This is a genomic window from Paraburkholderia sp. EG304 (assembly GCF_046543485.1).
Taxonomy (GTDB): Bacteria; Pseudomonadota; Gammaproteobacteria; order Burkholderiales; family Burkholderiaceae; genus Paraburkholderia; species Paraburkholderia youngii.
Map to the genome: position 1 here is coordinate 19005 of NZ_JBKGUA010000019.1, position 26206 is coordinate 45210.

Annotated in this window: 26 protein-coding genes and 1 tRNA gene; all 27 read right to left on the minus strand. The window is 61.6% G+C overall.

What is annotated here, in order from left to right; all coding sequences use genetic code 11:
* Nucleotides 1-6 precede the first annotated feature (6 nt).
* The 27 genes from ACLFKU_RS22305 to ACLFKU_RS22435 all read right to left on the minus strand — a co-directional run bounded on the left by ACLFKU_RS22305 (nucleotide 7) and on the right by ACLFKU_RS22435 (nucleotide 26144).
* The gene (locus ACLFKU_RS22305) at nucleotides 7-1203 is read right to left on the minus strand and encodes an acyl-CoA dehydrogenase family protein (RefSeq protein ID WP_410850518.1); all 1197 of its coding nucleotides are present in this window, start codon (nucleotides 1201-1203) and stop codon (nucleotides 7-9) included.
* A 48-nt stretch (nucleotides 1204-1251) separates the two neighbouring features.
* Nucleotides 1252-1677 carry a DUF1178 family protein gene (locus ACLFKU_RS22310; RefSeq protein ID WP_368587047.1) on the minus strand — a complete coding sequence of 142 codons (426 nt, stop codon included), beginning with the start codon at nucleotides 1675-1677 and terminating at the stop codon, nucleotides 1252-1254.
* 216 nt (nucleotides 1678-1893) lie between these two features.
* On the minus strand, nucleotides 1894-2418 hold the full coding sequence (locus ACLFKU_RS22315; protein WP_410850519.1) for a helix-turn-helix transcriptional regulator: 525 nt from the start codon (nucleotides 2416-2418) through the stop codon (nucleotides 1894-1896).
* 63 nt (nucleotides 2419-2481) lie between these two features.
* Nucleotides 2482-2727, minus strand: coding sequence for a hypothetical protein (locus tag ACLFKU_RS22320; protein ID WP_410850520.1), 246 nt, complete (start codon nucleotides 2725-2727; stop codon nucleotides 2482-2484).
* Between the two features lie 294 nt (nucleotides 2728-3021).
* Complete coding sequence (locus ACLFKU_RS22325; RefSeq protein ID WP_410850521.1) at nucleotides 3022-3612, minus strand: NUDIX domain-containing protein; 591 nt, start codon at nucleotides 3610-3612, stop codon at nucleotides 3022-3024.
* A gap of 45 nt (nucleotides 3613-3657) precedes the next feature.
* The gene (locus ACLFKU_RS22330; RefSeq protein WP_018420024.1) at nucleotides 3658-3954 is read right to left on the minus strand and encodes a DUF2818 family protein; all 297 of its coding nucleotides are present in this window, start codon (nucleotides 3952-3954) and stop codon (nucleotides 3658-3660) included.
* Nucleotides 3954-5426, minus strand: coding sequence for an NADH-quinone oxidoreductase subunit NuoN (gene nuoN / locus ACLFKU_RS22335; protein ID WP_368587044.1), 1473 nt, complete (start codon nucleotides 5424-5426; stop codon nucleotides 3954-3956). The genes ACLFKU_RS22330 and nuoN overlap by 1 nt, the downstream gene beginning before the upstream one ends.
* 24 nt (nucleotides 5427-5450) lie before the next feature.
* Nucleotides 5451-6941 carry an NADH-quinone oxidoreductase subunit M gene (locus tag ACLFKU_RS22340; protein WP_410850522.1) on the minus strand — a complete coding sequence of 497 codons (1491 nt, stop codon included), beginning with the start codon at nucleotides 6939-6941 and terminating at the stop codon, nucleotides 5451-5453.
* Nucleotides 6942-6955: 14 nt separating this feature from the next.
* Entirely contained in the window at nucleotides 6956-9022 is a 2067-nt protein-coding gene (nuoL, locus tag ACLFKU_RS22345) for an NADH-quinone oxidoreductase subunit L (protein ID WP_410850523.1), read from the minus strand.
* A 17-nt stretch (nucleotides 9023-9039) separates the two neighbouring features.
* Entirely contained in the window at nucleotides 9040-9345 is a 306-nt protein-coding gene (nuoK, locus tag ACLFKU_RS22350; protein ID WP_006052894.1) for an NADH-quinone oxidoreductase subunit NuoK, read from the minus strand.
* A gap of 20 nt (nucleotides 9346-9365) precedes the next feature.
* On the minus strand, nucleotides 9366-10058 hold the full coding sequence (locus tag ACLFKU_RS22355) for an NADH-quinone oxidoreductase subunit J (protein WP_013088943.1): 693 nt from the start codon (nucleotides 10056-10058) through the stop codon (nucleotides 9366-9368).
* A 192-nt stretch (nucleotides 10059-10250) separates the two neighbouring features.
* The gene (gene nuoI, locus ACLFKU_RS22360) at nucleotides 10251-10739 is read right to left on the minus strand and encodes an NADH-quinone oxidoreductase subunit NuoI (protein ID WP_013088942.1); all 489 of its coding nucleotides are present in this window, start codon (nucleotides 10737-10739) and stop codon (nucleotides 10251-10253) included.
* A 15-nt stretch (nucleotides 10740-10754) separates the two neighbouring features.
* Nucleotides 10755-11819: an NADH-quinone oxidoreductase subunit NuoH gene (nuoH, locus tag ACLFKU_RS22365; protein ID WP_368587041.1), complete on the minus strand. Its 1065-nt coding sequence runs from the start codon at nucleotides 11817-11819 to the stop codon at nucleotides 10755-10757.
* Nucleotides 11820-14153 carry an NADH-quinone oxidoreductase subunit NuoG gene (nuoG, locus tag ACLFKU_RS22370; RefSeq protein ID WP_410850524.1) on the minus strand — a complete coding sequence of 778 codons (2334 nt, stop codon included), beginning with the start codon at nucleotides 14151-14153 and terminating at the stop codon, nucleotides 11820-11822. It lies immediately after the preceding gene.
* Between the two features lie 128 nt (nucleotides 14154-14281).
* Nucleotides 14282-15610 carry an NADH-quinone oxidoreductase subunit NuoF gene (gene nuoF / locus ACLFKU_RS22375; RefSeq protein ID WP_410850525.1) on the minus strand — a complete coding sequence of 443 codons (1329 nt, stop codon included), beginning with the start codon at nucleotides 15608-15610 and terminating at the stop codon, nucleotides 14282-14284.
* Nucleotides 15607-16092 carry an NADH-quinone oxidoreductase subunit NuoE gene (gene nuoE / locus ACLFKU_RS22380; RefSeq protein ID WP_013088938.1) on the minus strand — a complete coding sequence of 162 codons (486 nt, stop codon included), beginning with the start codon at nucleotides 16090-16092 and terminating at the stop codon, nucleotides 15607-15609. Before nuoE ends, nuoF begins: the two co-directional genes overlap by 4 nt.
* Nucleotides 16093-16225: 133 nt before the next feature.
* Nucleotides 16226-17479, minus strand: a complete 1254-nt coding sequence (locus ACLFKU_RS22385; RefSeq protein WP_013088937.1) for an NADH-quinone oxidoreductase subunit D — start codon at nucleotides 17477-17479, stop codon at nucleotides 16226-16228.
* Nucleotides 17480-17488: 9 nt separating this feature from the next.
* Nucleotides 17489-18091 carry an NADH-quinone oxidoreductase subunit C gene (locus ACLFKU_RS22390; protein WP_410850526.1) on the minus strand — a complete coding sequence of 201 codons (603 nt, stop codon included), beginning with the start codon at nucleotides 18089-18091 and terminating at the stop codon, nucleotides 17489-17491.
* Between the two features lie 20 nt (nucleotides 18092-18111).
* Nucleotides 18112-18591, minus strand: coding sequence for a NuoB/complex I 20 kDa subunit family protein (locus tag ACLFKU_RS22395; protein WP_006052903.1), 480 nt, complete (start codon nucleotides 18589-18591; stop codon nucleotides 18112-18114).
* A gap of 62 nt (nucleotides 18592-18653) precedes the next feature.
* Nucleotides 18654-19013: an NADH-quinone oxidoreductase subunit A gene (locus ACLFKU_RS22400; protein ID WP_018420012.1), complete on the minus strand. Its 360-nt coding sequence runs from the start codon at nucleotides 19011-19013 to the stop codon at nucleotides 18654-18656.
* Between the two features lie 158 nt (nucleotides 19014-19171).
* Nucleotides 19172-19256: transfer RNA gene (locus tag ACLFKU_RS22405), tRNA-Leu, on the minus strand.
* 112 nt (nucleotides 19257-19368) lie between these two features.
* Complete coding sequence (gene secG / locus ACLFKU_RS22410) at nucleotides 19369-19764, minus strand: preprotein translocase subunit SecG (RefSeq protein ID WP_410850588.1); 396 nt, start codon at nucleotides 19762-19764, stop codon at nucleotides 19369-19371.
* 82 nt (nucleotides 19765-19846) lie between these two features.
* On the minus strand, nucleotides 19847-20623 hold the full coding sequence (gene tpiA / locus ACLFKU_RS22415) for a triose-phosphate isomerase (protein ID WP_368587038.1): 777 nt from the start codon (nucleotides 20621-20623) through the stop codon (nucleotides 19847-19849).
* A 97-nt stretch (nucleotides 20624-20720) separates the two neighbouring features.
* Entirely contained in the window at nucleotides 20721-21737 is a 1017-nt protein-coding gene (locus ACLFKU_RS22420) for an NAD(P)H-quinone oxidoreductase (protein ID WP_368587037.1), read from the minus strand.
* Nucleotides 21738-21887: 150 nt separating this feature from the next.
* Nucleotides 21888-24023: a polyribonucleotide nucleotidyltransferase gene (gene pnp, locus ACLFKU_RS22425; protein ID WP_410850527.1), complete on the minus strand. Its 2136-nt coding sequence runs from the start codon at nucleotides 24021-24023 to the stop codon at nucleotides 21888-21890.
* Between the two features lie 346 nt (nucleotides 24024-24369).
* The gene (gene rpsO / locus ACLFKU_RS22430) at nucleotides 24370-24642 is read right to left on the minus strand and encodes a 30S ribosomal protein S15 (RefSeq protein WP_008920609.1); all 273 of its coding nucleotides are present in this window, start codon (nucleotides 24640-24642) and stop codon (nucleotides 24370-24372) included.
* 194 nt (nucleotides 24643-24836) lie between these two features.
* Nucleotides 24837-26144: a branched-chain amino acid ABC transporter substrate-binding protein gene (locus tag ACLFKU_RS22435; RefSeq protein WP_410850528.1), complete on the minus strand. Its 1308-nt coding sequence runs from the start codon at nucleotides 26142-26144 to the stop codon at nucleotides 24837-24839.
* Nucleotides 26145-26206: the final 62 nt, after the last annotated feature.

The following is a 26206-nucleotide window of genomic DNA, read 5'->3' on the forward strand; positions in this document are numbered from 1 at the left end:
CGCTCCTCAAAGTCCGAGAATCATCTGCGCGATGATGTTCTTTTGAATTTCGTTCGAGCCGCCGTAAATCGACGTCTTGCGGAAGTTGAAGTAGTACGCGGCAAGCGGCGCGGCATCGTCGTCGCCGGCAAGACTGTGCCCGCGTTCGCCTTCGAGGAACGGCACGTCGAACGGCGCGGCCAGCGGACCGATCGCTACGAACATCAGTTCGGTGAGTCCCTGTTGCACTTCCGTGCCCTTGATCTTCAGCATTGACGCTTCCGGGCCCGGGCCGCGTCCGCCCGCCTCGTTCGCCACCACGCGTTGCACGGTGACTTCGAGCGCCATCAACTCGATTTCCAGACTCGCGACCTTTGCCGCAAACACCGGATCGTGCAGCAGCGGCTTGCCATTCTTTTTCTGATTCAGCGCGACACGCTTGAGAAACACCAGTTCGCGCTTCGACGCACCGACTCGCGCGATACCAGTACGCTCGTGCCCGAGCAGATATTTCGCATAGGTCCAGCCGCGATTTTCTTCGCCGACCAGATTGTCGAGCGGCACTTTGACGTCCTCGAAGAACACTTCATTGACTTCGTGATCTTCGTCGAGCGTGATGATGGGCCGCACCGTGATGCCCGGCGTTTTCATGTCGATCAGCAGGAACGAGATGCCCTCCTGCTTTTTGGCGCCGCTGTCGGTGCGCACGAGGCAGAACATCATGTCGGCGTGCTGGCCGAGCGTGGTCCAGGTCTTCTGACCGTTGACCACGTAATGATCACCGACGCGCTCGGCGCGGGTGCGCAGCGACGCAAGGTCGGAACCCGATCCCGGCTCCGAATAGCCCTGACACCACCAGTCAGTGCCGTCGAGAATGCGCGGCAGATAATGGCGTTTCTGCGCCTCGGTACCGTATTTCATCAGCACTGGCGCAACCATCGACACGCCGAAAGGCAGCACGGTAGGTGCGCCAACACGCGCGCACTCTTCTTCCCAGATATGTCGTTGCGTCGCGTCCCAGCCGGGGCCGCCATATTCGCGCGGCCACGCGACCGCCGACCAGCCTCGCGTGCCGAGCAGCCTGTGCCAGCTTGCGAAGTCTTCGCGGGAAAGACGTTTGTGATTGAGAACCTTGTCGCTCAGCTCGCGAGGCAGATTCGCTTCGAGCCAGGCGCGGATGTCGGCGCGGAACGCGTCTTCAGCGGGGGAATAGTCCAGATTCATGCGTAGTGTCTCCTGGCCGCCACCGCCCAGCCGCCTGCAGCCACCGCGCTACTGCAGTGGTTCCTTCAGCGCAGCCGGGACCGGCAGCGGCATCACTTCGATGCCTTCCTCGACCAAGGCACGCGCATCCTCGGGTGTCGTGACACCGCGAATACTGCGCGCGGGCGCTTCGTTATAGTGAATGCGCCGCGCTTCCTCGGCGAAGCGGTCGCCCACGTTCTCGGTCTTCTCCAGTACCTCGCGCAGCGCGCGGATCATGTGCGCCTGCATTTGCTGCACACCCGCCGGCGCTTTTGAGTCGGTCGCGCCCGACAGATTCAGACGCGGTGCCGACGGCAAACGGCTCACCTCGTGCGCACCGCAGATCGGACATTCGACGAGTTTGCGGGACTGCTGCGACTCGAAGTCATCAGCCGAAGCAAACCAACCTTCGAACCGATGGCCATGCGGACACTGTAAATCGAGGACCTTCATGTGGAATCAGGGCTTGCGTGCCAGTTTAGCGCAAAATGGAAATTTGTGAACGATCGTTCGTAAAACCTTAGGGCCGACGCACAGCCGCCAGCTGCCGAAAGGGAATATCACGTGGGTGCGCGATTTTAACGCTTTACGGCATGTGCTGCCGAAGACGGCCCGAGCGGTCACCGGTGCCACAATTGCTCCGTTCTCCAGCCCGCTTGAAGCGCACCGCTACACCACGAGATTGCCGAGTTGGCGACTTACGCGCGGTTCAATCTGACGGGCCTCCTTCGCCAGATTGATCTGCTTCGCCAGTTTTGCGACATCCGCGACACCGATCTCAATCGCGTACCCGCCGCGCGCGGTCAGCCATTCGAGCACGTCCGTCAGATGCCACACCGACGCACTGCCTTCGTGGACCGGCGGAGGGAAGTCGATGGCGTTATTCAGCATCAGCTTGCGCATGTTTTGCCGCGACACGCCCGCCATTTCGGCCACGTCTGTCAGCCCCACGAAGTCAGGTCCCGCCTCGACCAGTTGCGCGGACGGCACAGCGCGTTTCACGTCCTTGAGCGCGCTGATGACAGCCTCGAATGCGCTCGCGCCTTCACGGGTGAAAAGCAGCGCGAGGCGGCCTGCTTGCCCGACGCCAATCGTAGCGTCGTCGCACCCCGCTTCGCCCAACCTCTCGACGATTGCATCTGCATCGCAATCTTCCGCGGTGAGGCGGTATTTCAAGGTGAATACATATTCCATACGGTACTCCTGTCTTTGTTGAGCCCAGGTTATTGCGATTCCTGTTTGCTGCCTACGAACGCACTAGCGCCGTGCCGCGCAGTTGCCGACGATGCGCCGCAGATGTCTGGCGTGATTGCCGGGATTCTTCGGCGTACTCCAGACGCTCGATATACAGAACTCACCGCACCGACATTCGGCGTCTTTGTACGGGCAATAGATTTTTCCCCACGCATGACCTTTTCCGCCTTCCTGAATGCGCCAGCCGTGCTGCTCCGCGTACGCCAATGCAGCCTCGATCTCTTTCTTCTTGTGCCTTCCTCGAACCATCGACACCTCCAATGTAGCCGCTCAATTTCGAGTTGTCAATTGACAACCCAGAGGTTGAGCTGGAATCAGATCGTTCCGATGAGTAACGTCGGTTATCCCAAACAAAATCGACGACGCACTCGGTGATCGGAGGGTTCATACTAGCCGGCCGGCGGGGCCGCGACGAGCCAGCCAGATGGCATAGGGAACGGCATTTTGTTGAGCCAGAAAGAAACGGCGGAGCCAATGACAAAGCCCCTGCCGGTCATCGACCGACAGGGGCTTGGTTAAATCAGCTATCGGGCTGACGCGAACTTATACCGTCTCGGGCGCCTGCGTCGGCCACGTGCCCGACAGCACTTTCTCGAGCCAGAAAGTACCGATGATCGTCTTCACATCGGTGATCTTGCCCGTGCGCACCCACTCGGACACTTGTTCCACGGTCGCGGTGAACAGTTCGAGAAACTCACCTTCGTCGAGCTTGCGCTCGCCCGCGGTCAAGCCCCGCGCCAGATAGATATCAATGAATTCGGTCGAGTAAGAAATGATCGGGTGGATCCGTGTCAGGTATACGTATTCGCGCGCGGTATAGCCGGTTTCCTCGCGCAGTTCCCGCACCGCGCATGCCAGCGCGCCCTCGTTCGGGTCGAGCTTGCCGGCCGGATATTCGACCATCACCTTGCCCATCGGATAGCGATACTGACTTTCGAGCAGCACGCGACCGTCATCGAACAAGGGGATCACCATGACGGCGCCCGGGTGCTGAACATATTCGCGCGTCGCGTGTTTGCCGTCCGGGAGTCGGACCGTATCGTACTTGACCGTCATGAACGGCCCCTGATGGACCGTCTTGCTGTCGATACAAGTCTCGGTTAGCGCGGCGTCGTGATTGGGAACTTCAGCCATGTGCGGACCTCAGAACAGCCAGGCGCGCGCGACGGCGGCACGCCGTCAGCGGCGTTTGACGAGATATTGGAAAGTAAAGCCGGGAAAAGCGAACACGACGAACAGAGCGAACGTGATCGCATAGAACTGCCAGCCCTGCTCGAAGCGATTTCCCGCGCGCGCTTCGAGCAGAAAGCCCAGCGCGCCGACCACGAAATACAGCACTATCAATTCGGCAATCCGGAGCCAGGCGCTTTTCTTCGCCGCTTTCAACGGCACCGCGGCGAAGAGGCGCTGATTCAGGAACGGCAGGTTGGCGCCGACCAGCGCCAACAGCACGATAAACCAGCCCGCAGCGGACATCAGAGCAGCAGCGTGTGCTGGATCGCCTGCAGGCAGGCGCGCAACAGCGGATCCGGCACGATACCGAGCGCCAGCACGGCGACGCCGTTCAACGCGAGCAACGCGCGCGTGCTCGTGTCTGCCGCGATCGTCGACTTGTCTTGCGGCTCGTCGAAGTACATCAGCTTGACGATACGCAGGTAGTAGAACGCGCCGAACAGCGACGTGATCACGGCAAGCACGGTGAGCCAGGTCAGGCCGGCGTTCATCGTCGCTTGCAGCACGGCGAGCTTCGCGTAGAAGCCGACTGCCGGCGGGATACCCGCGAGCGAGAACATCATGATCATCATCACGAAGGCGAATACCGCGCTGCGCTGATTGAGGCCTTTGAAGTCCTCCAGCGTGTCCGCTTCGAAGTCGCGGCGCGCGAGCAGCATGATGACGCCGAAGGTACCGAGCGTGGTGATCAGGTAGATGATGCTGTAGAACATCGCCGAGCCGTACGCGCTCGCGGCGCCCGTGGTCTTCTGGTCGACCACGCCGGCGAGCAGGCCGAGCAGCACGAAGCCCATGTTCGAGATCGCCGAATACGCGAGCATCCGCTTGACGTTGCGCTGCACGATACCGGTGATGTTGCCGACAATCAGCGACAGCGCCGCCAGAATCACCAGCATCTGTTGCCATTCGACCGCCAGCGGCAGCAGGCCCATCACGAGGAAACGCAGACCCCACGCGAACGCCGCGACCTTCGGGCCGCCACCGACGATGAGCGTCATCGCCGTCGGTGCGCCCTGATACACGTCGGGCACCCACATATGGAACGGCACCGCGCCCATCTTGAACGCCACGCCCGCCACGATGAAGATCACGCCGAACAGCAGCACGGTCGGATCGTAGTGGCTCGTGTTAATCGCCTTGAACACTTCATTCAGGTCCAGCGAGCCGGTCGCGCCATACAGCATCGAAACACCGTACAGCAGGAAACCGGAAGCCAGCGCGCCGAGCACGTAGTACTTCATCGCCGCTTCGTTCGACGACGCCACTTCGCGACGCAGCGCGATCACCGCGTACAGCGACAGCGACATCAGTTCCAGACCGAGATACAGCGTCAGGAAGTTGTTGCCCGAGATCATCACGATCTGGCCGAGCAGCGAGAACATGCCGAGCAGGAAGAAGTCACCGCGGAACAGGCTACGGTCTTCGAGGTAGCGACGCGAATAAACGATCGTCACCGCGTAGCCGAGCGACACCACCGCCTTCATCACGTTGGCGAACGGATCGACCACGTACATGTGATCGAAGAAGTAATGCACTTGCGGGTCGAACGCATTCACCGCGAACCAGATCCCGGCGACGAGCGTCGAGAAGAACGCGATGAAATACGTAGTACGGCGACCCTCCGGGCCGACGAACGTGTCGTTGAGCCACGCGATGACAATGGCGAACATCACCAATGCGTCAGGCAACAGAGCAGTCATAGGGGCGTTTTGCATGGTCTTAAATTCCTCCGCTCGTCGTTACTGAGGCAACGGCAGCTTCGATTGCGCAACGTGGGAGAGGAGGTTTTCCACGGATACGTGCATCACATCGGTAAAGGGCTTCGGATACAGGCCCATGAACAGCGTCAGTGCGGCGAGCACTGCCAGCATGAAAAATTCGCGACGGTCGATGTCGACCAGGCTCTTCACGTGGTCGTTCGCGACCGCGCCGAAGTAGACACGCTTGTACATCCACAGTGTGTAGGCCGCGCCGAGAATCAGCGTGACAGCCGCGCCACTCGCGATCCAGAAGTTGTACTGGACGGAAGCCAGAATCACCATGAATTCGCCGACGAAACCGGACGTGCCCGGCAAGCCGCAATTCGCCATCGCGAACAGCATCACGAACGCCGCGAACTTCGGCATCACGTTGACGACGCCGCCGTAATCGGCGATCTGACGCGAGTGCATGCGGTCGTACAGCACGCCGATGCACAGGAACATTGCGCCCGACACGAAGCCGTGCGAGATCATCTGCACGATCGCGCCTTCCGCGCCGAGCTGATTGAAGATAAAGAAGCCGAGCGTGACAAAGCCCATGTGTGCGATCGATGAATACGCGACCAGCTTCTTCATGTCGGCCTGCACCATCGCGACGAGACCGATGTAGATCACAGCGATCAACGACAGCGTGATGATGACCGGTGCAAGGAAATGGCTCGCATCAGGCGTGATCGGCAGCGAGAAGCGCAGGAAACCATACGCGCCGAGCTTCAGCATGATCGCGGCCAGCACGACCGAACCGCCGGTAGGCGCTTCCACGTGCGCGTCCGGCAACCACGTGTGCACCGGCCACATCGGCACCTTCACCGCGAAGGCCAGGAAGAACGCGATAAACAGTAGCACCTGCGGCGTCATCGCGATCTGCGCGTGCTGCCACGTGGCGATATCGAACGAGCCGGTCTCGTTGTACAGATAAATCAGCGCAACCAGCATCAGCAGCGAGCCCGCCAGCGTGTACAGGAAGAACTTGAACGCCGCGTACACGCGGTTCGCCCCACCCCACACGCCGATGATGATGTACATCGGGATCAGCGTCGCTTCGAAGAACACGTAGAACAGCATGCCGTCGGCCGCGCTGAACACGCCGACCATGATGCCCGACAGGATCAGAAAGGCCGCGAGGTACTGGCCGACGTTCTTCGTGATCACTTCCCACCCTGCGATCACGACGATCACCGTGATCAACGCGGTCAACGAGACGAACCACATCGAAATACCGTCCACACCGAGGTGATACATGATGTGGAAGCGCTGGATCCAGTTCGCCTGCTCGACGAACTGCAGGTCGGCGGTGCTCGAATCGAAGCTGGTGATCAGCGGCAGCGTGACGAGGAAGCTCAGGACCGAGCCGATCAGCGAGATCCAGCGCGCGGGAGCGGGGCTCTCGTCGTTGCCGATCGCGAGGACCAGCAGACCGAAGAAGATCGGCAACCAGATCGCGATGCTGAGAATCGGATAAGCGTGCATGAGTGTCCCTCGCCTTATTTGCCGCCGAGCGTTACAAACAGGGTCAGGAGCCCCAGCATGCCGATGATCATGGCGAACGCGTAGTGGTAGATGTAGCCGGATTGGAGGAAGCGGATCACGCTAGCGAACCAGCCGATAAAGCGTGCGCTGCCGTTGACGATGCCGTCGATCACGACCACGTCGCCTTCCTTCCACAAACCACGGCCAATGGCCACCGCGCCTCGCGCAAACACGACTTCGTTGATCTTGTCCATGTAGTACTTGTTATCGAGCAACGTGTAGATCGGGCCGAATGCGCGCTTGATGACAGCGGGCAGATCCGGACGGACCAGATACAGGAACCATGCGACTACCACGCCAGCCAGCGCGAGCCATACCGGCAGGCCCGAGACCGAGTGCAGACCCATCGACGCCCAGCCCTGGAACTCTTCGGCCATCTCATGCAGCGCCGGATGGTTCTCGCTGATGTAGATCACCTTGTCGAACGCGACGCCGTGCTGGAAGAAGTCGCCGAACAGCATCGGACCGACGCCGATCGCGCCGATCACGATCGACGGAATCGCCAGCAGCACGAGCGGCACCCACACGACCCACGGCGTTTCGTGCGGTTCGTGAGCGTGGTCGCCGTGACCATGGCCATGGTCATCGTGGCCGTGCGCGCCATGTGCATGCGACGCGGCTTCTGCGCCCATCGGCGATTCAGGGTGCTTCGGATTGCGGAAGCGCTCCTCGCCGTGGAACACCATGAAATACATACGGAACGAATACAACGCGGTCACGAACACGCTTGCGACCACCGCGAAGTACGCGAAACCCGAGCCCGGCAGATGCGACAGCTTCACCGCGTCGATGATCGAGTCTTTCGAGTAGAAGCCCGAGAAGAACGGCGTACCGATCAGCGCGAGCGAACCGATCAGCGACGTGATCCACGTAATCGGCATGTACTTGCGCAGGCCGCCCATGTTGCGCATGTCCTGATCGTGATGCATGCCGATGATCACCGAACCCGCGCCGAGGAACAGCAGCGCCTTGAAGAACGCGTGCGTCATCAGGTGGAACACGGCGACCGAGTACGCCGACGCGCCGAGCGCGACGGTCATGTAACCGAGCTGCGACAGCGTGGAATAAGCGACCACACGCTTGATGTCGTTCTGGACGATGCCGAGAAAGCCCATGAACAGCGCGGTAATCGCACCAATGACCATGACGAACGACAACGCCGTATCCGACAGTTCGAACAGCGGCGACATGCGCGTAACCATGAAGATACCGGCCGTCACCATGGTCGCCGCGTGAATCAGCGCGGAGATCGGCGTCGGACCTTCCATCGAGTCCGGCAGCCACACGTGCAGCGGGAACTGAGCCGACTTACCCATCGCGCCGATGAACAGGCAAATGCAAGCCACCGTCAGCAGGCCCCAGTCGGTACCCGGGAAGTTCAGCGCGGCGAGTTCGGTACGCTTGGCGAAGACTTCGCCGTAGTTCATCGAACCAGCGAACGCGAACAGCAGACCGATGCCGAGCAGGAAACCGAAGTCGCCGACGCGGTTCACGATGAACGCCTTCATGTTCGCGTAAATCGCGCTCTCACGCTTGAAGTAGAAGCCGATCAGCAGGTACGAAACGAGACCCACCGCTTCCCAGCCGAAGAACAGCTGCAGGAAGTTGTTGCTCATCACGAGCATCAACATCGAGAACGTGAACAGCGAGATGTACGAGAAGAAGCGCTGGTAGCCGTCGTCGTCGGCCATGTAGCCGATCGTGTAGATGTGCACCATCAGCGACACGAAGTTGACCACGACGATCATCATCGCGGTCAGCGAGTCGACCAGGAAGCCGACTTCGAGCTGCGTCTTGCCGATCGACATCCATTGATAAACGGTCGCGTTGAAGCTCGCGCCGTCCATCACCTGGAAGAAGACCATCACCGACAGGATGAACGAAATCGCGACGCCGAGGATCGTGACCGAATGCGCACCCGCCCGCCCTATCGCCTTGCCGAACAGCCCTGCAACCAGGGAACCGGCGAGCGGTGCAAGCGGAATTGCCAACAGCAGGTTTTCATTGAGTATCGTGGACATAACCGCTTTTCCTGAAATTAACCTTTGAGCTGATCGAGATCCTCGACATTGATCGTGTCGAGACTACGGAACAGGGTCACCAGAATTGCGAGACCGATCGCCGCTTCGGCTGCCGCGACCGTCAGCACGAAGAAGACGAAAATCTGGCCGTGCACGTCGCCCAGGTAGTGCGAGAACGCGACAAAATTGGTGTTCACCGCGAGCAGCATCAGTTCGATTGCCATCAGGATGATGATGACGTTGCGGCGGTTCAGGAAAATGCCGACGATGCTGATCGCAAACAGGATCGCGCCGAGGACAAGGTAATGGGCAAGGGTCAACATGATTTCTATCTCCTGTCCGCTCAGCTGTTCTTGGCTGCTGCCGAGTCGGCTGCTGCTGCGGCCGCCGCGGCAGCCGCTTGTTCCGCCGCGATGGTCGCCGCGGTTTTCTCCGACGGCATCTTCACGACGCGCACGCGGTCCTGGGCACGCACCTTGACCTGTGCGCTGACGTTCTGACGCTTGCTGTCCTTCTTGTGGCTCGTGGTCAGCGCGATCGCCGCGATGATGGCGACCAGCAGAATCAGGCCGGCGATTTCGAACGCGAAGATGTAGTTGGTGTAGATGACCTTGCCGATCAGGCGCGTGTTCGACCAGTCGCCCATACCGGCAGCGGCCGAGGCCGTGTCGTGCAGCGCGGTGGCGGTCGCGCCGTAGCCGTGCCACAGAATCAGCGCGGTTTCGATCACGATGATTGCGCCCACCGCCGAGGCCATCGGCACGAAGCGTTTGAAGTCCTTGCGCAGCACGTCGAGATTGATGTCCAGCATCATCACGACGAACAGGAACAGCACCATCACCGCGCCGACGTAGACCAGCACCAGCAGGATCGCGAGGAACTCGGCCTCGAGCAGCATCCAGATCGCGGCTGCGTTGAAGAACGCCAGCACCAGAAACAGTGCGCACGCCACCGGGTTGCGCGAGGTGATCACCTTCAGCCCTGAAACCACGAGGAGCAGCGCGAAGATGTAGAACAGTACGGTCGTGAATTCCATGATTACCGGTTCATCGTTAGGCCATCGTCAGGCATTGTTCTTTGGCACGCGTGGTTGGCAAAAGCGGAGCAATCCGCCAGTACCGCCACACAGGTGCGCCGTGCCGCGGCGTTCAGGCCGCGGCGGTCGGCCCGACAGCAGGCCGTGTTACTGCTTTTGCTGCCGCATTTACTGCACCAGCGGGAAAGCGCTTCAACGATACGGTGCGTCGGCTGCCTTGTTGGCGGCGATTTGTGCTTCGTAGCGATCGCCAACGGCCAGCAGCATTTCCTTCGTGAAGTACAGGTCGCCGCGCTTCTCGCCGTGATACTCGAGAATGTGCGTCTCGACGATCGAGTCGACCGGGCAGCTCTCTTCGCAGAAACCGCAGAAGATGCACTTGGTCAGGTCGATGTCGTAGCGCGTCGTGCGGCGCGTGTTGTCCGCGCGCGTTTCCGATTCGATCGTGATCGCGAGCGCAGGGCACACTGCTTCGCACAGCTTGCATGCGATGCAGCGCTCTTCGCCGTTTTCATACCGGCGCAGCGCATGCAGACCGCGGAAACGCGGCGAGATCGGGGTCTTTTCTTCCGGGAACTGCACGGTGACCTTGCGCTGGAACGTGTAGCGTCCGGTCAGCGCGAGGCCTTTCAGCAGTTCCGTGAGGAAGAAAGTCTTGAAGAAGTTTTGGATTGCGGTCATAGGTTCGTCCGCCCTTTATTTCCAGATGTTCAACGGCGACATGATCCAGAAGCCGACCACCACCAGCCACACCACGCAGACCGGAATGAAGACCTTCCAGCCGAGACGCATGATCTGGTCATAGCGGTAGCGCGGGAACGTGGCACGCGCCCAGATGAACACCGACAACAGGAAGAAAACCTTGGCGACGAGCCAGACGATGCCCGGGATGAACGACAGGAACCCGAACGGTGCGCTCCAGCCGCCGAGGAACAGTGTTGCAGCCAATGCCGAGATCACTATCATATTGATGTACTCGGCGAGGAAGAACAGCGCGAACGCCATACCCGAGTAATCGATCATGTGGCCCGCGACGATTTCCGATTCGCCCTCCACCACGTCGAACGGGTGACGGTTCGTTTCAGCGATGCCCGAGATGAAGTACACGACAAACATCGGCAGCAGCGGCAGCCAGTTCCACGACAGGAAATTCAGGCCGTGCGAGGCGAAGAAGCCCTGCTCCTGCGAGCCGACGATGCCCGACAGGTTCAGCGTACCGGCTGTCATCAGCACGACCACCAGCGCGAAGCCCATCGAGATTTCGTACGAGACCATCTGCGCGGCAGCGCGCATCGCGCCGAGGAACGCGTATTTCGAGTTCGACGCCCAGCCGGCCAGAATCACGCCATACACGCCGATCGACGAAATCGCCATCGCGTACAGCAGACCCGCGTTGATGTCGCCGAGCACCGCGCCCGCCTGGAACGGAATCACCGCCCACACAGCGAACGCCGGCACCACCACCATGATCGGCGCGATGATGTAGATCCAGCGGCTCGCCTGGGCGGGCTGGATCACTTCCTTGAGTAGAAGCTTCAGCACGTCGGCGATCGGCTGCAACAGGCCGCCGGGGCCGACGCGGTTCGGACCGAGACGCACGTGCATCCAGCCGATCAGCTTACGCTCCCACAGGATCAGGTAAGCGACGCACAGCAGGATCACGACGGCCACCACCAGGATGCGCACGAGCGCCCACACCGTGGGCCATGCCACACCGAGAAGCTGGGCGCCGCCCGAGTTGATCGTATCGAACAAGCTCATTTACGCCTTCTCCACCACCAGTTCACCGAACAGGCTGCCCAGCGCTGCACCGGCAGGCGTAGCCGCCGATACGCGGACCACCGTCTCCGCAAGATTCGCGTCGCGCACGGCCGGCAACTGCACCGCTTGCTCGCCCTGACGAACGCGCACCGCGTCGCCCTCTTTCAAACCCAGTTTGTCGAACAGCGCAGCCGGCAGGCCGACCGAATTCGCCGTACGGGCCGCCGCGGTCAGATGCAGCGACTCCGCGCGACGCACCAGCGCGTCGGCATGATAGATCGGCACGTTCGCGAGACGCTCGAACTTGCCTTCCGCCGCCTTCACGGCGTGGCCGCGCGTCACCGCGACGCCGGTACGGTTCGACAGCCTCGAACTCAGGTCACCGTCGCCGAGCGCGGCTGTGCGCACTTCCTCGACCGTGTCGTATTCGAAGCCCGGCGCACCGAGCAGGCTGCCCAGCACGCGCAACACCTTCCACGCCGGACGCGTGTCGCCGAGCGGACGCACGACGCCGTTGAAAGCCTGCACCGTGCCTTCCGCGTTGACGAACGAACCGCCCGTTTCGGTGAACGGTGCAATCGGCAGCAGGACGTCGGCATAGTCCGCGCCGGTCTGGAACGGCGACATCACGACGACCATCTCGGCCTGCTTCAGAGCGGCAAGCGCTTGCGCCGGATTGGCCGTGTCGAATTCCGGCTCGAGATTCAACAGCAGATAACCCTTGCGCGGCTGTTCGAACACTTCGCGGGCATTCAGACCGCCTTCGCCCGGCAGCGCGTTCACGAGGTGCGCGCCGACCGTGTTGGCCGCTTCGGTCAGGAAACCGAGCGTAGCGCCGGTTGCCTCGGCAATCCATTGCGCCGCGGCGTGGATCGCCGCGAAGTCCGGATGGCGGACCGCTTCGTTGCCGAGCAGCACGACGCGCAGGGCGCCGTTGGTCAGCGATTTAGCGATCTGCTTGTGCGCGTCCGTCGGCTGCGTGCCCGCAAATGCTTCCGGCAGTGCGACGCCCTTCGCTTCGCCCACCGCGCCGGCGATCCCTGCCAACGCCTCAAGCCATGCCGACGGTGCGGCGACCACACGGTGCGCCTGCGGGATCATCGCGTCGTCGTTGGTGGCCTGGATCAGCGTGAGCGCCGAACCGCCGCGTGCGACCTGGCGCAGACGCGCGGCGAACAGCGGATGATCACGACGCAGATCCGAGCCGATCACGAGCGCCGCATCGACGTTCGACAGATCGGCGATTGTCGTACCGAGCCACGGCGCGCCCGTAACGGGAGCCGAGAAGTCCGACTGGCGCAGACGGAAGTCGACGTTCGGTGTGCCGACCGCTTGCGCAATCTGCTTGAGCAGGAACAGTTCTTCGACTGTGCTGTGCGCGCTCGCCAGCGCCGCAAGCGCGTTCGCGCCGTGGTCGCCCGCGATGCCCTTCAGACCCTTGACCACATAATCGAGCGCGGTTTGCCAGTCGGTTTCGACCCACTGGCCGCCCTGCTTGAGCATCGGTTTGGTCAGACGCTCGGGGCTGTTCAGACCTTCGTACGAGAAGCGGTCCTTGTCCGAAATCCAGCACTCGTTGATCGCTTCGTTTTCGAACGGCAGAACGCGCATCACGCGATTGTTCTTCACCTGCACGATGAGGTTCGCGCCGACGGAATCGTGCGGGCTCACCGACTTGCGGCGCGACAGCTCCCACGTACGGGCGCTGTAGCGGAACGGCTTGCTGGTCAGCGCGCCGACCGGGCACAGGTCGATCATGTTGCCCGACAGTTCCGAGTCGACCGTCTTGCCGACGAACGACGTGATTTCCGAATGCTCGCCGCGGCCCAGCATGCCGAGTTCCATCACGCCGGCGATTTCCTGGCCGAAGCGGACGCAACGCGTGCAGTGAATGCAGCGCGACATCTCTTCCATCGAGATCAGCGGGCCCACGTTCTTGTGGAACACCACGCGCTTTTCTTCGCTATAGCGCGACGACGACTTGCCGTAACCGACGGCCAGATCCTGCAACTGGCATTCGCCGCCCTGGTCGCAGATCGGACAGTCGAGCGGATGGTTGATCAGCAGGAATTCCATCACAGCTTGCTGGCCCTTCACCGCCTTGTCCGACTTGGTGCGCACGATCATGCCGGCCGACACCGGCGTCGCGCACGCGGGCACGGCCTTCGGCATCTTCTCGACATCGACCAGACACATCCGGCAGTTGGCCGCAATCGACAGCTTCTTGTGATAGCAGAAGTGAGGAATGTAGGTGTCGACCTTATGCGCAGCCTGGATCACCATGCTGCCTTCAGGCACCTCGACTTTCTTGCCGTCTATTTCCAGTTCAACCATGATGGTCAATCTTCCTTAACCTGTTACCGCTCAATCGTTCGCCTGTTCATCGCCCGCTTCGGGCGATGAATCCTGCGGTTGAGGTGTTCGTCTGGTAGTTATTCGTCAGCCAAATCTGTCGGCGCGACTCAGGCTGCCACTGTTTCGGGCGCCGCCGCCGTGCCGGCATGGCCGCCGACGAGGCAATGCTTGTGGGCGACGTGATATTCGAATTCGTCCCAGTAGTGCTTGAGCATGCCCCGAACCGGCATCGCTGCCGCGTCGCCGAGCGCGCAGATCGTGCGGCCCATGATGTTTTCCGCGACGGAGTTCAGCAGATCCAGATCTTCCTGGCGGCCGAGACCATGCTCGATACGATGTACGACGCGATACAGCCAGCCCGTGCCTTCACGGCAAGGCGTGCATTGACCGCACGACTCTTCGTAGTAGAAGTACGACAGGCGCAGCAACGAGCGCACCATGCAGCGCGTCTCGTCCATCACGATCACCGCGCCCGAGCCGAGCATCGAGCCAGCCTTCGCGATCGAGTCGTAATCCATGTCGGTCTGCATCATCATCTCGCCCGGAATCACCGGCGCGGATGAACCTCCAGGAATCACGGCCTTGATCTTCTTGCCGCCGCGCATGCCGCCGGCGAGTTCCATCAGCGTCGCGAACGGCGTGCCGAGCGGAATCTCGTAGTTGCCCGGACGCTCGACGTCGCCCGACACCGAGAAGATCTTCGTGCCGCCGTTGTTCGGCTTGCCGATCTCAAGGTAATTCTGCGGTCCGATCGCGAGCAGGAACGGCACCGCCGCGAAGGTCTCGGTGTTGTTGATCGTGGTGGGCTTGCCGTACACGCCAAAGCTCGCCGGGAACGGCGGTTTGAAGCGCGGTTGGCCCTTCTTGCCCTCGATCGATTCGAGCAGCGCGGTTTCCTCGCCGCAGATATACGCGCCGTAACCATGGTGCGCATGCAGCTGGAACGAGAAGCCCGAGCCCATGATGTTGTCGCCGAGGAATCCGGCGCGGCGAGCTTCTTCCAACGCTTCTTCGAAGCGCTTATAGACTTCCCAGATTTCGCCGTGGATATAGTTGTAGCCGACCGTGATGCCCATCGCGTACGCGCCGATCACCATACCTTCGATCAACGAATGCGGATTGAAGCGCAGAATGTCGCGGTCCTTGAACGTACCCGGCTCGCCCTCGTCCGAATTACAGACGAGGTACTTCTGGCCCGGGAACTGGCGCGGCATGAAGCTCCACTTGAGACCGGTCGGGAAGCCCGCGCCGCCGCGGCCGCGCAGACCCGACGCCTTGACGTCGGCGATCACCTGCTCGGGCGCGATCTTCTCTTCCAGGATGCGGCGCAGCTGGGCGTAACCGCCGCGCGCCACGTAGTCTTCGAGATGCCAGTTGTCGCCGTTCAGTCCGGCGAGAATCAGCGGTTTGATGTGACGATCGTGTAAAGCCGTCATTTCGAAAGTTCCTCGAGCAGCTGGTCGATCTTCTCGCGGCTCATGAAGCTGCACATGCGTTGGTTGTTCACCAGCATCACCGGCGCGTCGCCGCACGAACCCATGCACTCACCCTCTTTCAGCGTGAATTTGCCATCGGGCGTGGTTTCGCCGAAGTCGATGCCGAGCTTCTGCTTCAGGTATTCAGCGGCGCTTTCGGAACCGCCGTCCGGGCCGAGCTGGCACGGCAGGTTCGTGCAGAGCGTGATCTTGAACTTACCGACCGGCGAGGTCTCATACATCGTGTAGAAGGTCGCTACCTCCTGCACGGCGATTGCCGGCATGCCGAGATAATCCGCGACGAACTGCATGAGTTCGGGCGACAGCCAGCCATGCTCGGTTTGAGCAGTGGCCAACGCCGACATCACGGCGGACTGTTTCTGATCGGCGGGGTACTTTGCGACCGCACGATCGATTTCTTTCAGGCCTTCAGCTGAGATCATTTTCAGACACGACTCTTTCAATTCCTACCGAACGAAAACCTGTCGCTCACGTGATACTGCGACAGACCCGGCGTTCCTTTGCTTGACGCGCGTGGCGGTGCAACGACCGCGGACGCGCGTCGATGAATATGTCCTAGCGATCCACTTCGCCGAACACGATGTCCTGGGTGCCGATGATCGTCACGGCATCGGCGATCATGTGGCCGCGCGCCATTTCGTCGAGCGAGGACAGGTGTGCATAGCCCGGCGCGCGGATCTTCAGACGATATGGCTTGTTGGCGCCGTCCGAGATCAGATAGATGCCGAACTCCCCCTTCGGATGTTCGACTGCGGCGTACGCCTCGCCTTCCGGCACGTGGAAGCCCTCGGTGAACAGCTTGAAGTGATGGATCAGATCTTCCATGTTCGACTTCATGCCGACGCGAGACGGCGGCGCCACCTTGTGATTGTCCGTCATCACAGGGCCCGGATTTTTACGCAGCCACTCAATGCACTGTTTCGCGATCCGGCACGATTGACGCATTTCTTCGACGCGTACCAGATAGCGGTCGTAGCAATCGCCATTCACGCCGACCGGAATATCGAAGTCGAGCTTGTCATAAACTTCATACGGTTGCTTCTTGCGCAGGTCCCACTCGACGCCCGAGCCACGCAGCATCGCGCCGGTCATGCCGAGTTGCAGCGCGCGCTCCGGACTGACCACACCGATGCCGACCAGACGCTGCTTCCATATCCGGTTGTCGGTGAGCAGCGTTTCGTATTCGTCCACGCACTTCGGGAAACGGGTGAAGAAGTCGTCGATGAAGTCGAGCAGCGAACCCTGACGGTTCTCGTTCATCTTCGACAACGCCTTCGCATTGCGAATCTTCGACGCCTTGTATTGCGGCATTGCGTCAGGCAGATCGCGGTAGACGCCACCCGGACGGTAGTAGGCCGCGTGCATCCGTGCGCCGGACACCGCTTCGTACACGTCCATCAGGTCTTCGCGCTCGCGGAACGCATACAGGAACACCGCCATCGCACCGACGTCGAGCGCGTGCGCGCCGATCCACATCAGGTGATTCAACACGCGCGTGACTTCGTCGAAGAGTACGCGAATGTATTGCGCGCGCAGCGGCACGTCGATGCCGAGCAACTTCTCGATGGCGAGCACGTAGCCGTGCTCGTTGGCCATCATCGACACGTAGTCGAGACGGTCCATGTACGGCACCGACTGGATAAACGTCTTGCTTTCGGCGAGCTTTTCAGTCGCGCGATGCAGTAGACCGATGTGCGGATCGGCGCGCTGAATCACTTCGCCGTCGAGTTCGAGCACGAGACGCAACACACCGTGCGCTGCCGGGTGCTGCGGACCGAAGTTGAGCGTGTAGTTCTTGATCTCTGCCATGACGTTCTCTTAGTGTTTCAGACCGCCATAGCGATCCTCGCGGATCACGCGCGGCGTGATTTCCCGCGGCTCGATCGTCACCGGTTGATAGACGACGCGCTTCTCTTCCGGGTCGTAACGCATCTCGACGTAGCCGGAGACAGGGAAATCCTTGCGGAACGGATGACCAATAAAACCGTAGTCGGTCAAAATGCGGCGCAAGTCCGGATGACCTTCGAAGACGATGCCGTACAGGTCGAACGCTTCGCGCTCGTACCAGTTGACCGAATTCCAGATATCGACGACGGACGGCAGGATCGGCATGTCGTCGTCCGGCGCGAATACGCGCAGACGCAGACGCCAGTTGTTCTGCACCGACAGCAGATGCAGCACTGCTGCAAAACGCGGGCCGTCGTAAGCGCCCTCAGCATAGGTCTGGTAATCGACGCCGCAAAGGTCGACACACTGCTCGAAACCGAGCGAGCGGTCGTCGCGCAGGCGCTTTGCCGCGTTGAGGTAGTCGCCAGCCTTGACGACGATCGTCAATTCACCGACCGACTCGGTCACGCTCGTCAGGAGGCCGCCAAAGGCCACCTCGAGGTTCGCTTTCAGGGTCTCGAGTTTGCTTGCCATATTGTGGGGAGGCTTTGGCCTTATTGACGGGCGATGGTGTTGGTGCGGCGAATCTTGGCTTGCAGCTGGATCACGCCGTACACCAGCGCTTCCGCTGTGGGCGGACAACCCGGCACGTACACGTCGACCGGGACGATCCGGTCGCAGCCGCGCACCACCGAGTACGAGTAATGGTAATAGCCGCCGCCGTTCGCGCACGAGCCCATCGAGATCACCCAGCGCGGTTCCGCCATCTGGTCGTAGACCTTCCGCAGAGCGGGCGCCATCTTGTTGCACAGCGTACCGGCGACGATCATCACGTCCGACTGACGCGGACTCGGACGGAACACCACGCCGAAGCGGTCAAGGTCATAACGGGCGGCGCCCGCATGCATCATCTCGACCGCGCAGCATGCGAGACCGAACGTCATCGGCCACAGCGAGCCGGTGCGCGTCCAGTTGATCAGTTTGTCTGCCGTAGTGGTGACAAACCCTTCTTTCAAGACCCCTTCGATACTCATTTGCTTTCCACTCCAGACGGGGCGGCAAGCCTGGCCACCCACGCAAACCGGCGATTAATCCATCATTCCCAGTCGAGGCCGCCCTTCTTCCAGATGTAGGCAAAACCAAGCAGGAACTCGAGCAGGAAAATCATCATTGCCGTGAACCCGGCCCAGCCGATGTCACGCAATGCCACGCCCCACGGGAACAGGAACGCGGTTTCAAGATCGAAAATGATGAAGAGAATGGCGACGAGGTAGTAGCGCACATCGAACTTCATGCGCGCATCTTCGAATGCTTCGAAGCCGCACTCGTACGGTGCGTTTTTTTCGGTGTCGGGTTTGTTGGGACCAAGGAGCTTGCCAATACTGACCAGCGCTACGCCTAAACCGGTGCCCACAATAAGGAACAACAAAACGGGGAAATAGGCTGCGAGGTTCAAGACAATCCTCAATCGGTTGGTTCTGAGTGCCGTCAGGAGCATAGCACCCCCTGACGCGAAATCACTTCCTGAACACGCATGACGTAAGCTCATAGCCATACGCCAGAAGTGAAAATGCCAGCCGAAGCGAAGCAAGCGGCTGGCATTTAGATAACATTTGGTGCCGACGGCGAGACTCGAACTCGCACAGCTTTCGCCACTACCCCCTCAAGATAGCGTGTCTACCAATTTCACCACGTCGGCACTATATGCAATCCGGGAAAACAACTTGTAAAACCCGCGAATCGCTTCAAGACTTGAATTGTAACTTGTTTAAACAGATTGTTCAACGCACAAGAGCACGCCTACCGAAAATTTATTTCGGCACACCCGTTGCTGGAACCGACGCAGGCGAAGCCGGCGCTGCGGGCGATGCCGCCACCGGAGCTGAACCTGCAGCCGGTGCGGAAGCAGGTGAAGCCGCGATCGGTGCAGTAGCTGCCGCGCCCAGCACGCCTGACGACGGCTTCACGTGATACGCACCAAGGTAAGTGAGCGCCAAGGTCGTGGCAAAAAACAGCGCTGCGAGCACCGCCGTGGTACGCGACAGGAAGTTCGCCGAACCCGTCGCACCGAACAGGCTACCCGATGCGCCGCTGCCGAAAGCCGCGCCCATGTCGGCCCCTTTGCCGTGCTGCAGCAACACGAGGCCGATGACCCCGAGCGCCGACAACAACTGAACGACGATAATCAATGTTTTCAAATACAGCATCACACTCACCTGAGTCTTTATTTAACCGCGCCGCACACTGTGTGTTGCGCGAAAAGGAGCCATCCTTGTCGAGACGCTCTGCTTAACCAGCCACGCTGGTCGCAGCGGCCGCCTTGCAGATTGCCAGGAAATCCTGATCTTTCAACGACGCGCCGCCGATCAGGCCGCCGTCGATATCGTTCTGACGGAACAGTTCTTCCGCGTTGTCCGGCTTCACGCTGCCGCCGTACAGCAACGGCACGTCCGCCGCACCTTTTGCCGCGAGACGTGCGCGCAGGAACGCATGCACGGCCTGCGCCTGTGCCGCCGATGCGCTCTTGCCGGTGCCAATTGCCCACACCGGCTCATACGCGACGACGAGGCGAGCCGCTTCCTGGGCCGACAGCTTCGCGAGCACCTCGTCGAGCTGACCGCCGACGACCTGCTCGGTCGAGCCAGCCTCGCGTTCTTCGAGCGTTTCGCCGACGCACACGATCGGCGTCAACCCTGCCTCAAGCACACGCTGCGTTTTCACCGCGACCAGCTCGGCGCTTTCGCGATGATACGCGCGGCGCTCCGAGTGCCCGACGATCGCAAACGTGGCACCAAAGTCTGTCACCATCGGCGCAGCCACTTCGCCGGTATAGGCGCCATGCGTGAACGCGGACACGTCCTGCACGCCCCACACGACCGGACTGCCTTCGAGCAGCGACTGCGCCTGCGCGATATAGAGGCTCGGCACGCAGACACCGACGCGCACGTCGGCCGGCAATTCATTGGCCCCCTGCACCACTGCCTGCAACAACGCGGCGTTCGCGGCGAGCCGCCCATGCATCTTCCAATTACCGACTACCAGTTTGGCTCGTTGTTGATTCGACATCGTCTCGTATTGTCCTGTCTTGCCAGTCCGACCTGCTCCGGCGCGCGCAAAACGCGCAATTTTACTGCGTGGGGTGGATCGGGTCAAACCGGTGGTGTCAAGCCTCCTGACCCCACGTCAACACGATCTTGCCAACGTGGGCGCTGCTTTCCATCAGCGTGTGGGCGTCGGCAGCCTGGGTGGCCGGAAACACGCGATGCACGACCGGCTTGATGCGCCCGGCTTCGAGATGCGGCCATACGCGCTCTTTCAGTTGCGCGGCGATCTGTGCCTTGAACTCGATCGGCCGTGGCCGCAGTGTCGAACCGGTAACGGTCAGGCGGCGACGCAGCACTTCGTTCAGGTTCAGCTCCGCCTTCGCGCCGCCGAGCAGCGCAATCAGCACGATGCGGCCACCGTCGGCGAGCGCCGACAGTTCGCGCGGCACGTAGCTGCCCGCGACCATATCGAGGATCACGTCGACCCCACGATCGTTGGTCAGCGACTTGATGACTTCGACAAAATCTTCCGTCTTGTAGTTGATGGCCCGTTCGGCGCCGAGCGCTTCGCACGCGCGGCACTTTTCGTCCGAGCCAGCGGTGGCGAACACACGGAACCCGAGCGCGTGCGCAATCTGGATCGCCGTCACGCCGATGCCGCTCGATCCGCCCTGTACGAGCAGCGTTTCGTTCGCGCCACCCTCACCCTGGCCGAGCTGCGCGCGATTGAATACGTTGCTCCACACCGTGAAGAAAGTCTCGGGCAGCGAAGCCGCTTCGACATCCGACAATCCCGCCGGCACGGGCAGGCATTGCAGAAGCGGCGCCGCCGCATACTCCGCATAGCCGCCGCCCGCGAGCAGCGCGCACACGCGGTCGCCAATCTTCAGACCGAACGGGTTGTTCTTCGCGTCGATCGTGCCGCCGACGATCTCGCCCGCCACCTCCAGCCCCGGCAGATCCGACGCTCCGGGTGGCGGCGCATAACCGCCCTTGCGCTGAAACACGTCCGGACGATTGATGCCGGATGCCGCCACCTTGATCAGCACCTCGCCAGCCTTGGGCTGCGGCGTCGGACGCTCCGCCAGCTTGAGGACTTCCGGGGCACCGAATTCAGTGATTTCGATCGCTTTCATCTGCGTCAACTCCCAGATTGGATTGCGTTGCCTATCCGTTGCTGCCGTTCGCCCTGGCACCCAGCTGCGATTCGAATGCGCAACGCAATCCATCCTGCATGAAAAACGGCCGGCGTGCATGACACGGCCGGCCGTTTGTCCGTTACCGCCTTACTGCGGCGTCGGTTCGCCTTGCGGCGCGTCGTTCAGCAGTGCCTTCGCCGACAGACGCACACGACCCTTCTCGTCCGTCTGGATGACCTTGACCTTCACCTGCTGGCCATCCTTCAGATAGTCGTTGATGTCCTTGATGCGCTCGTTCGCGATCTCGGAGATATGCAGCAGACCGTCCTTACCCGGCAGGATGTTCACGATCGCGCCGAAGTCGAGCAGCTTGAGCACGGTGCCTTCGTACACCTGGCCCACTTCGACTTCCATCGTGATCGCTTCGATACGACGCTTCGCTTCGGCCATGCCTTCGCTGTTCGTGCTCGCGATCGTGACGACGCCATCGTCCGAAATGTCGATCGTGGTGCCGGTTTCTTCGGTCAGCGCGCGGATTACCGAGCCACCCTTGCCGATCACGTCGCGGATCTTTTCCGGGTTGATCTTGATGGTGATCATGCGCGGGGCGAACTCCGACAGCTGGGTGTTCGCGCCCGACACCGCCGAGGTCATCTTGCCGAGGATGTGCATGCGGCCTTCCTTCGCCTGCGCGAGCGCGACCTGCATGATTTCCTTGGTAATACCCTGGATCTTGATGTCCATCTGCAGCGCGGTCACGCCTTGTTCCGTACCCGCGACCTTGAAGTCCATGTCGCCGAGGTGATCTTCGTCGCCGAGGATGTCGGTCAGCACCGCGAAGCGGTTGCCTTCGAGAATCAGGCCCATCGCGATGCCGGCGACGTGCGCCTTCATCGGCACGCCGGCGTCCATCAGCGCGAGGCAGCCGCCGCACACCGAGGCCATCGACGACGAGCCGTTCGACTCCGTGATTTCCGACACGACGCGGATGGAGTAGCCGAATTCGTCGGCGCTCGGCAGGCACGCGACGAGCGCGCGCTTGGCGAGACGGCCGTGACCGATTTCGCGGCGCTTCGGCGAACCGACGCGGCCCGTTTCGCCGGTCGCGAACGGAGGCATGTTGTAGTGGAGCATGAAGCGCTCACGGTATTCGCCTTCGAGCGCGTCAATGCTCTGCTCGTCACCCTTCGTGCCGAGCGTCGCAACCACCAGCGCCTGCGTCTCGCCGCGCGTGAACAGCGCCGAGCCGTGGGTACGCGGCAGCACGCCGGTGCGGATTTCGATCGGGCGCACGGTGCGCGTGTCGCGGCCGTCGATGCGCGGCTCGCCGTTCAGGATCTGGGTACGGACGATCTTCGCTTCGATGTCGAACAGCACGTTGCCGACCGACGCCTTGTCGGCCGCCACGGTACCGGCTGCCGCCGCTTCTTCCTCGAGCTTCGCCGAGGTCGCCGCGTAGACTTCCTTCAGCTTGGTCGAGCGAGCCTGCTTGTCGCGGATCTGGTAAGCCGCGAGCAGATCGGCTTGCGCGAGTTCCGTGACGCGCGCGATCAGCGCTTCGTTCTTCGCGGCCGGCTGCCAGTCCCACTCGGGCTTGCCGCCTTCGCGGACCAGTTCATGGATCGCGTCGATCGCGGTCTGCATCTGCTCATGACCGAACACGACGGCGCCGAGCATTACCTCTTCGCTCAGTTGCTGCGCTTCCGATTCGACCATCAGCACCGCGCGTTCCGTACCGGCGACGACCAGGTCGAGCGCCGATTCCTTCATCTGCGGACGCGTCGGGTTCAGCACGTATTCGTTGTTGATGTAGGCCACGCGTGCCGCGCCGACCGGGCCGTTGAACGGCAGACCGGACACCGCGAGCGCCGCCGATGCGCCGATCAGCGCCGGGATGTCGGCGGGGATTTCCGGATTCAGCGACAGCACGTGAATCACGACCTGCACTTCGTTGTAGAAGCCTTCCGGGAAGAGCGGGCGCAGCGGACGGTCGATCAGGCGCGAGATCAGCGTCTCGCCTTCCGACGGACGGCCTTCGCGACGGAAGAAGCCACCCGGGATCTTGCCGGCGGCGTAGGTCTTTTCGATGTAATCGACGGTGAGGGGGAAGAAGTCCTGACCCGGCTTCGCGGTCTTCGCGCCGACCACGGTGGCGAGCACCACGGTGTCTTCGACGTCGACGATCACCGCGCCGCTCGCCTGGCGAGCGATTTCACCGGTTTCGAGGCGAACGTTGTGCTGCCCCCACTTAAACTCTTTGACGATCTTATTGAACATAGTCATTGCTTTTCCTCATCGTAATGCCGCGCAGACCGGAAGCGGCGCGGCAACGCCGGGGCCGGCGCCGCATGGGAAGAGTCGTGCTATGCCATTCCAGAGAGTCACGTGCTGCGAGCGCGCGCGAACCGCTGGAATGACACAAAACTCTGCCCTGAAGCCCGGCCTTGTTTCCTGTTACTGCTTTTCTACTGCTGCTCTGCTACTGCTACTACGCTTGCCCGTGGACGCCGCGCGAACCGGCATACGCCGCGGATCACAGGCGGTGCGCGTTACACGAAGCGCGCCGTGCAAAAACAAAATGCCTGTATCAGCGAAACTGACACAGGCATCTTGCTGAACGACTGGCCGATTACTTACGCAGACCCAGCTTCTCGATCAGGCTGCGGTAACGGTCCGCGTCCTTGCCCTTCAGGTAGTCGAGCAGTTTGCGACGGCGGCTCACCATGCGCAGCAGACCGCGGCGGCTGTGGTGATCCTTCGTGTGCTCCTTGAAGTGGGAGGTCAGTTCGTTGATACGGGTCGTGAGCAGCGCGACCTGAACTTCGGGGGAGCCGGTGTCGTTGGCTGCGCGTGCGAATTGCGCGACGACTTCGGACTTCTTGCTTGCTTCAACTGCGGACATGTCAATTTCCTTGATAACTGGACAGGCGGTCACGGAAGAAAGGCCGTGCCGTGGGATACCCGTTTCACAATTTACTGAGCCCCGTTCGTGGCCGAATTAGCTGAATGAGAACCCAGCCCAACAACGGGACGCGTATTGTAGCACAGCCGACTTCGGCCGCGAAGCCCGCGCTAGCAAGGCGGATCGCGCGTCTCTCAGGGGCGTCGCATCCGACAGACCGTCGGCAATATCGTGCGCTCGGCTGCCAGCGCCAGCACCGTGCGAAAGCCATAGCCGGAACCTTCGTTATCGAAATGCACGCCGGGGGTGCCGGCTTTGTCCATCTGCATCACGTAAAGGGGCTGGATCAGCTGATGGTCGTCGGCGCGCATCCACGATGCGTGAAAACCGTTGTCGAAGCGGATGCCCTCGAGCGCTTTCGCGACCGCCGTCGGATCGGCGCTGCCGGCGCGGTTCATCGCGGCGGCGAGTGTGTCGATCAGCAGTGGCATACGCAGCACCGGATAGTCGTCCTGCGCGGCCGGATAGCGCGCGCGGAACGCCGCGTACCATGCATCGGAAGCCGCGCCGCCGACGTTCGGATGCCACTCGGCCACGGCGATCACGTGACCCACGCCCGCGTCGCCGAGGGCGGCCGGCGCGCCGAGGCTGTTGCCGTAGAACGTGTAGAACTTCGTGTCGAGGCCCTGCTCGCGCGCCGCCTTCACGAGCAACGTCAGGTCGTTGCCCCAGTTGCCGGTGATCACGGCGTCCGCGCCGCTCGCGCGGATCTTCGCGATGTACGGCGCGAAGTCCTTCACTCGGCCGATCGGGTGGAATTCGTCGCCGACCACCGCGATGTCAGGCCGCTTCGCCGCGAGCGTCGAGCGCGCGAGGCTGCTTACGTCGTGGCCGAAGCTGTAGTCCTGATTCAGCAGGTAGACCTTTTTCACCGTCTTGTCGCGCTCGATCACCTCGGCGAGCGCGGCCATCCGCATGCCCGCGTGCGCGTCGAAGCGGAAGTGCCAGAAGCTGCAGTTCGTGTTGGTGAGCGCGGGGTCGTCGGCCGAGTAGTTCAGGAACAGTTCGCGGTTGTCCGGCTCGCGGCTGTTGTGCTTGTCGATCGCGCCGATGAGCGCCGCGGCGACCGCCGAGCTATTGCCCTGCAGGATGTAGCCGATATGGCGATCCGCGGCTGCGCGCAATTGCGTCAGCGCTTCCTCTGTGCTGCCTTTGCTGTCGAGCACGACGAGTTCGAACGGATGCGCGCCGTCTGCGAGCTTCACGCCGCCGTGCGCGTTGACCTGTTCGACACCGAAGCGCAGATTGCGCTCGACTGCCGTGCCCGCGTTCGCGAACGGGCCAGACATGCCTTCGATCAGCGCGAGCCGGATCGGGGCGCCCGTGGGTTTGCCGATCGGATTCACCTCCGAACTCGTCGCCCGCGCCACGCCCACGCCAACCGCCGCCATAGAGATCGCCGTCAGCGCAACCGCCGCCGCCCGTTGCCACATCGCCGTCATGGTCGTCCTGCCTGAATCTTCGAAGCGCGGATCATAGAACCACGCGCACGGAATAGGCAAGC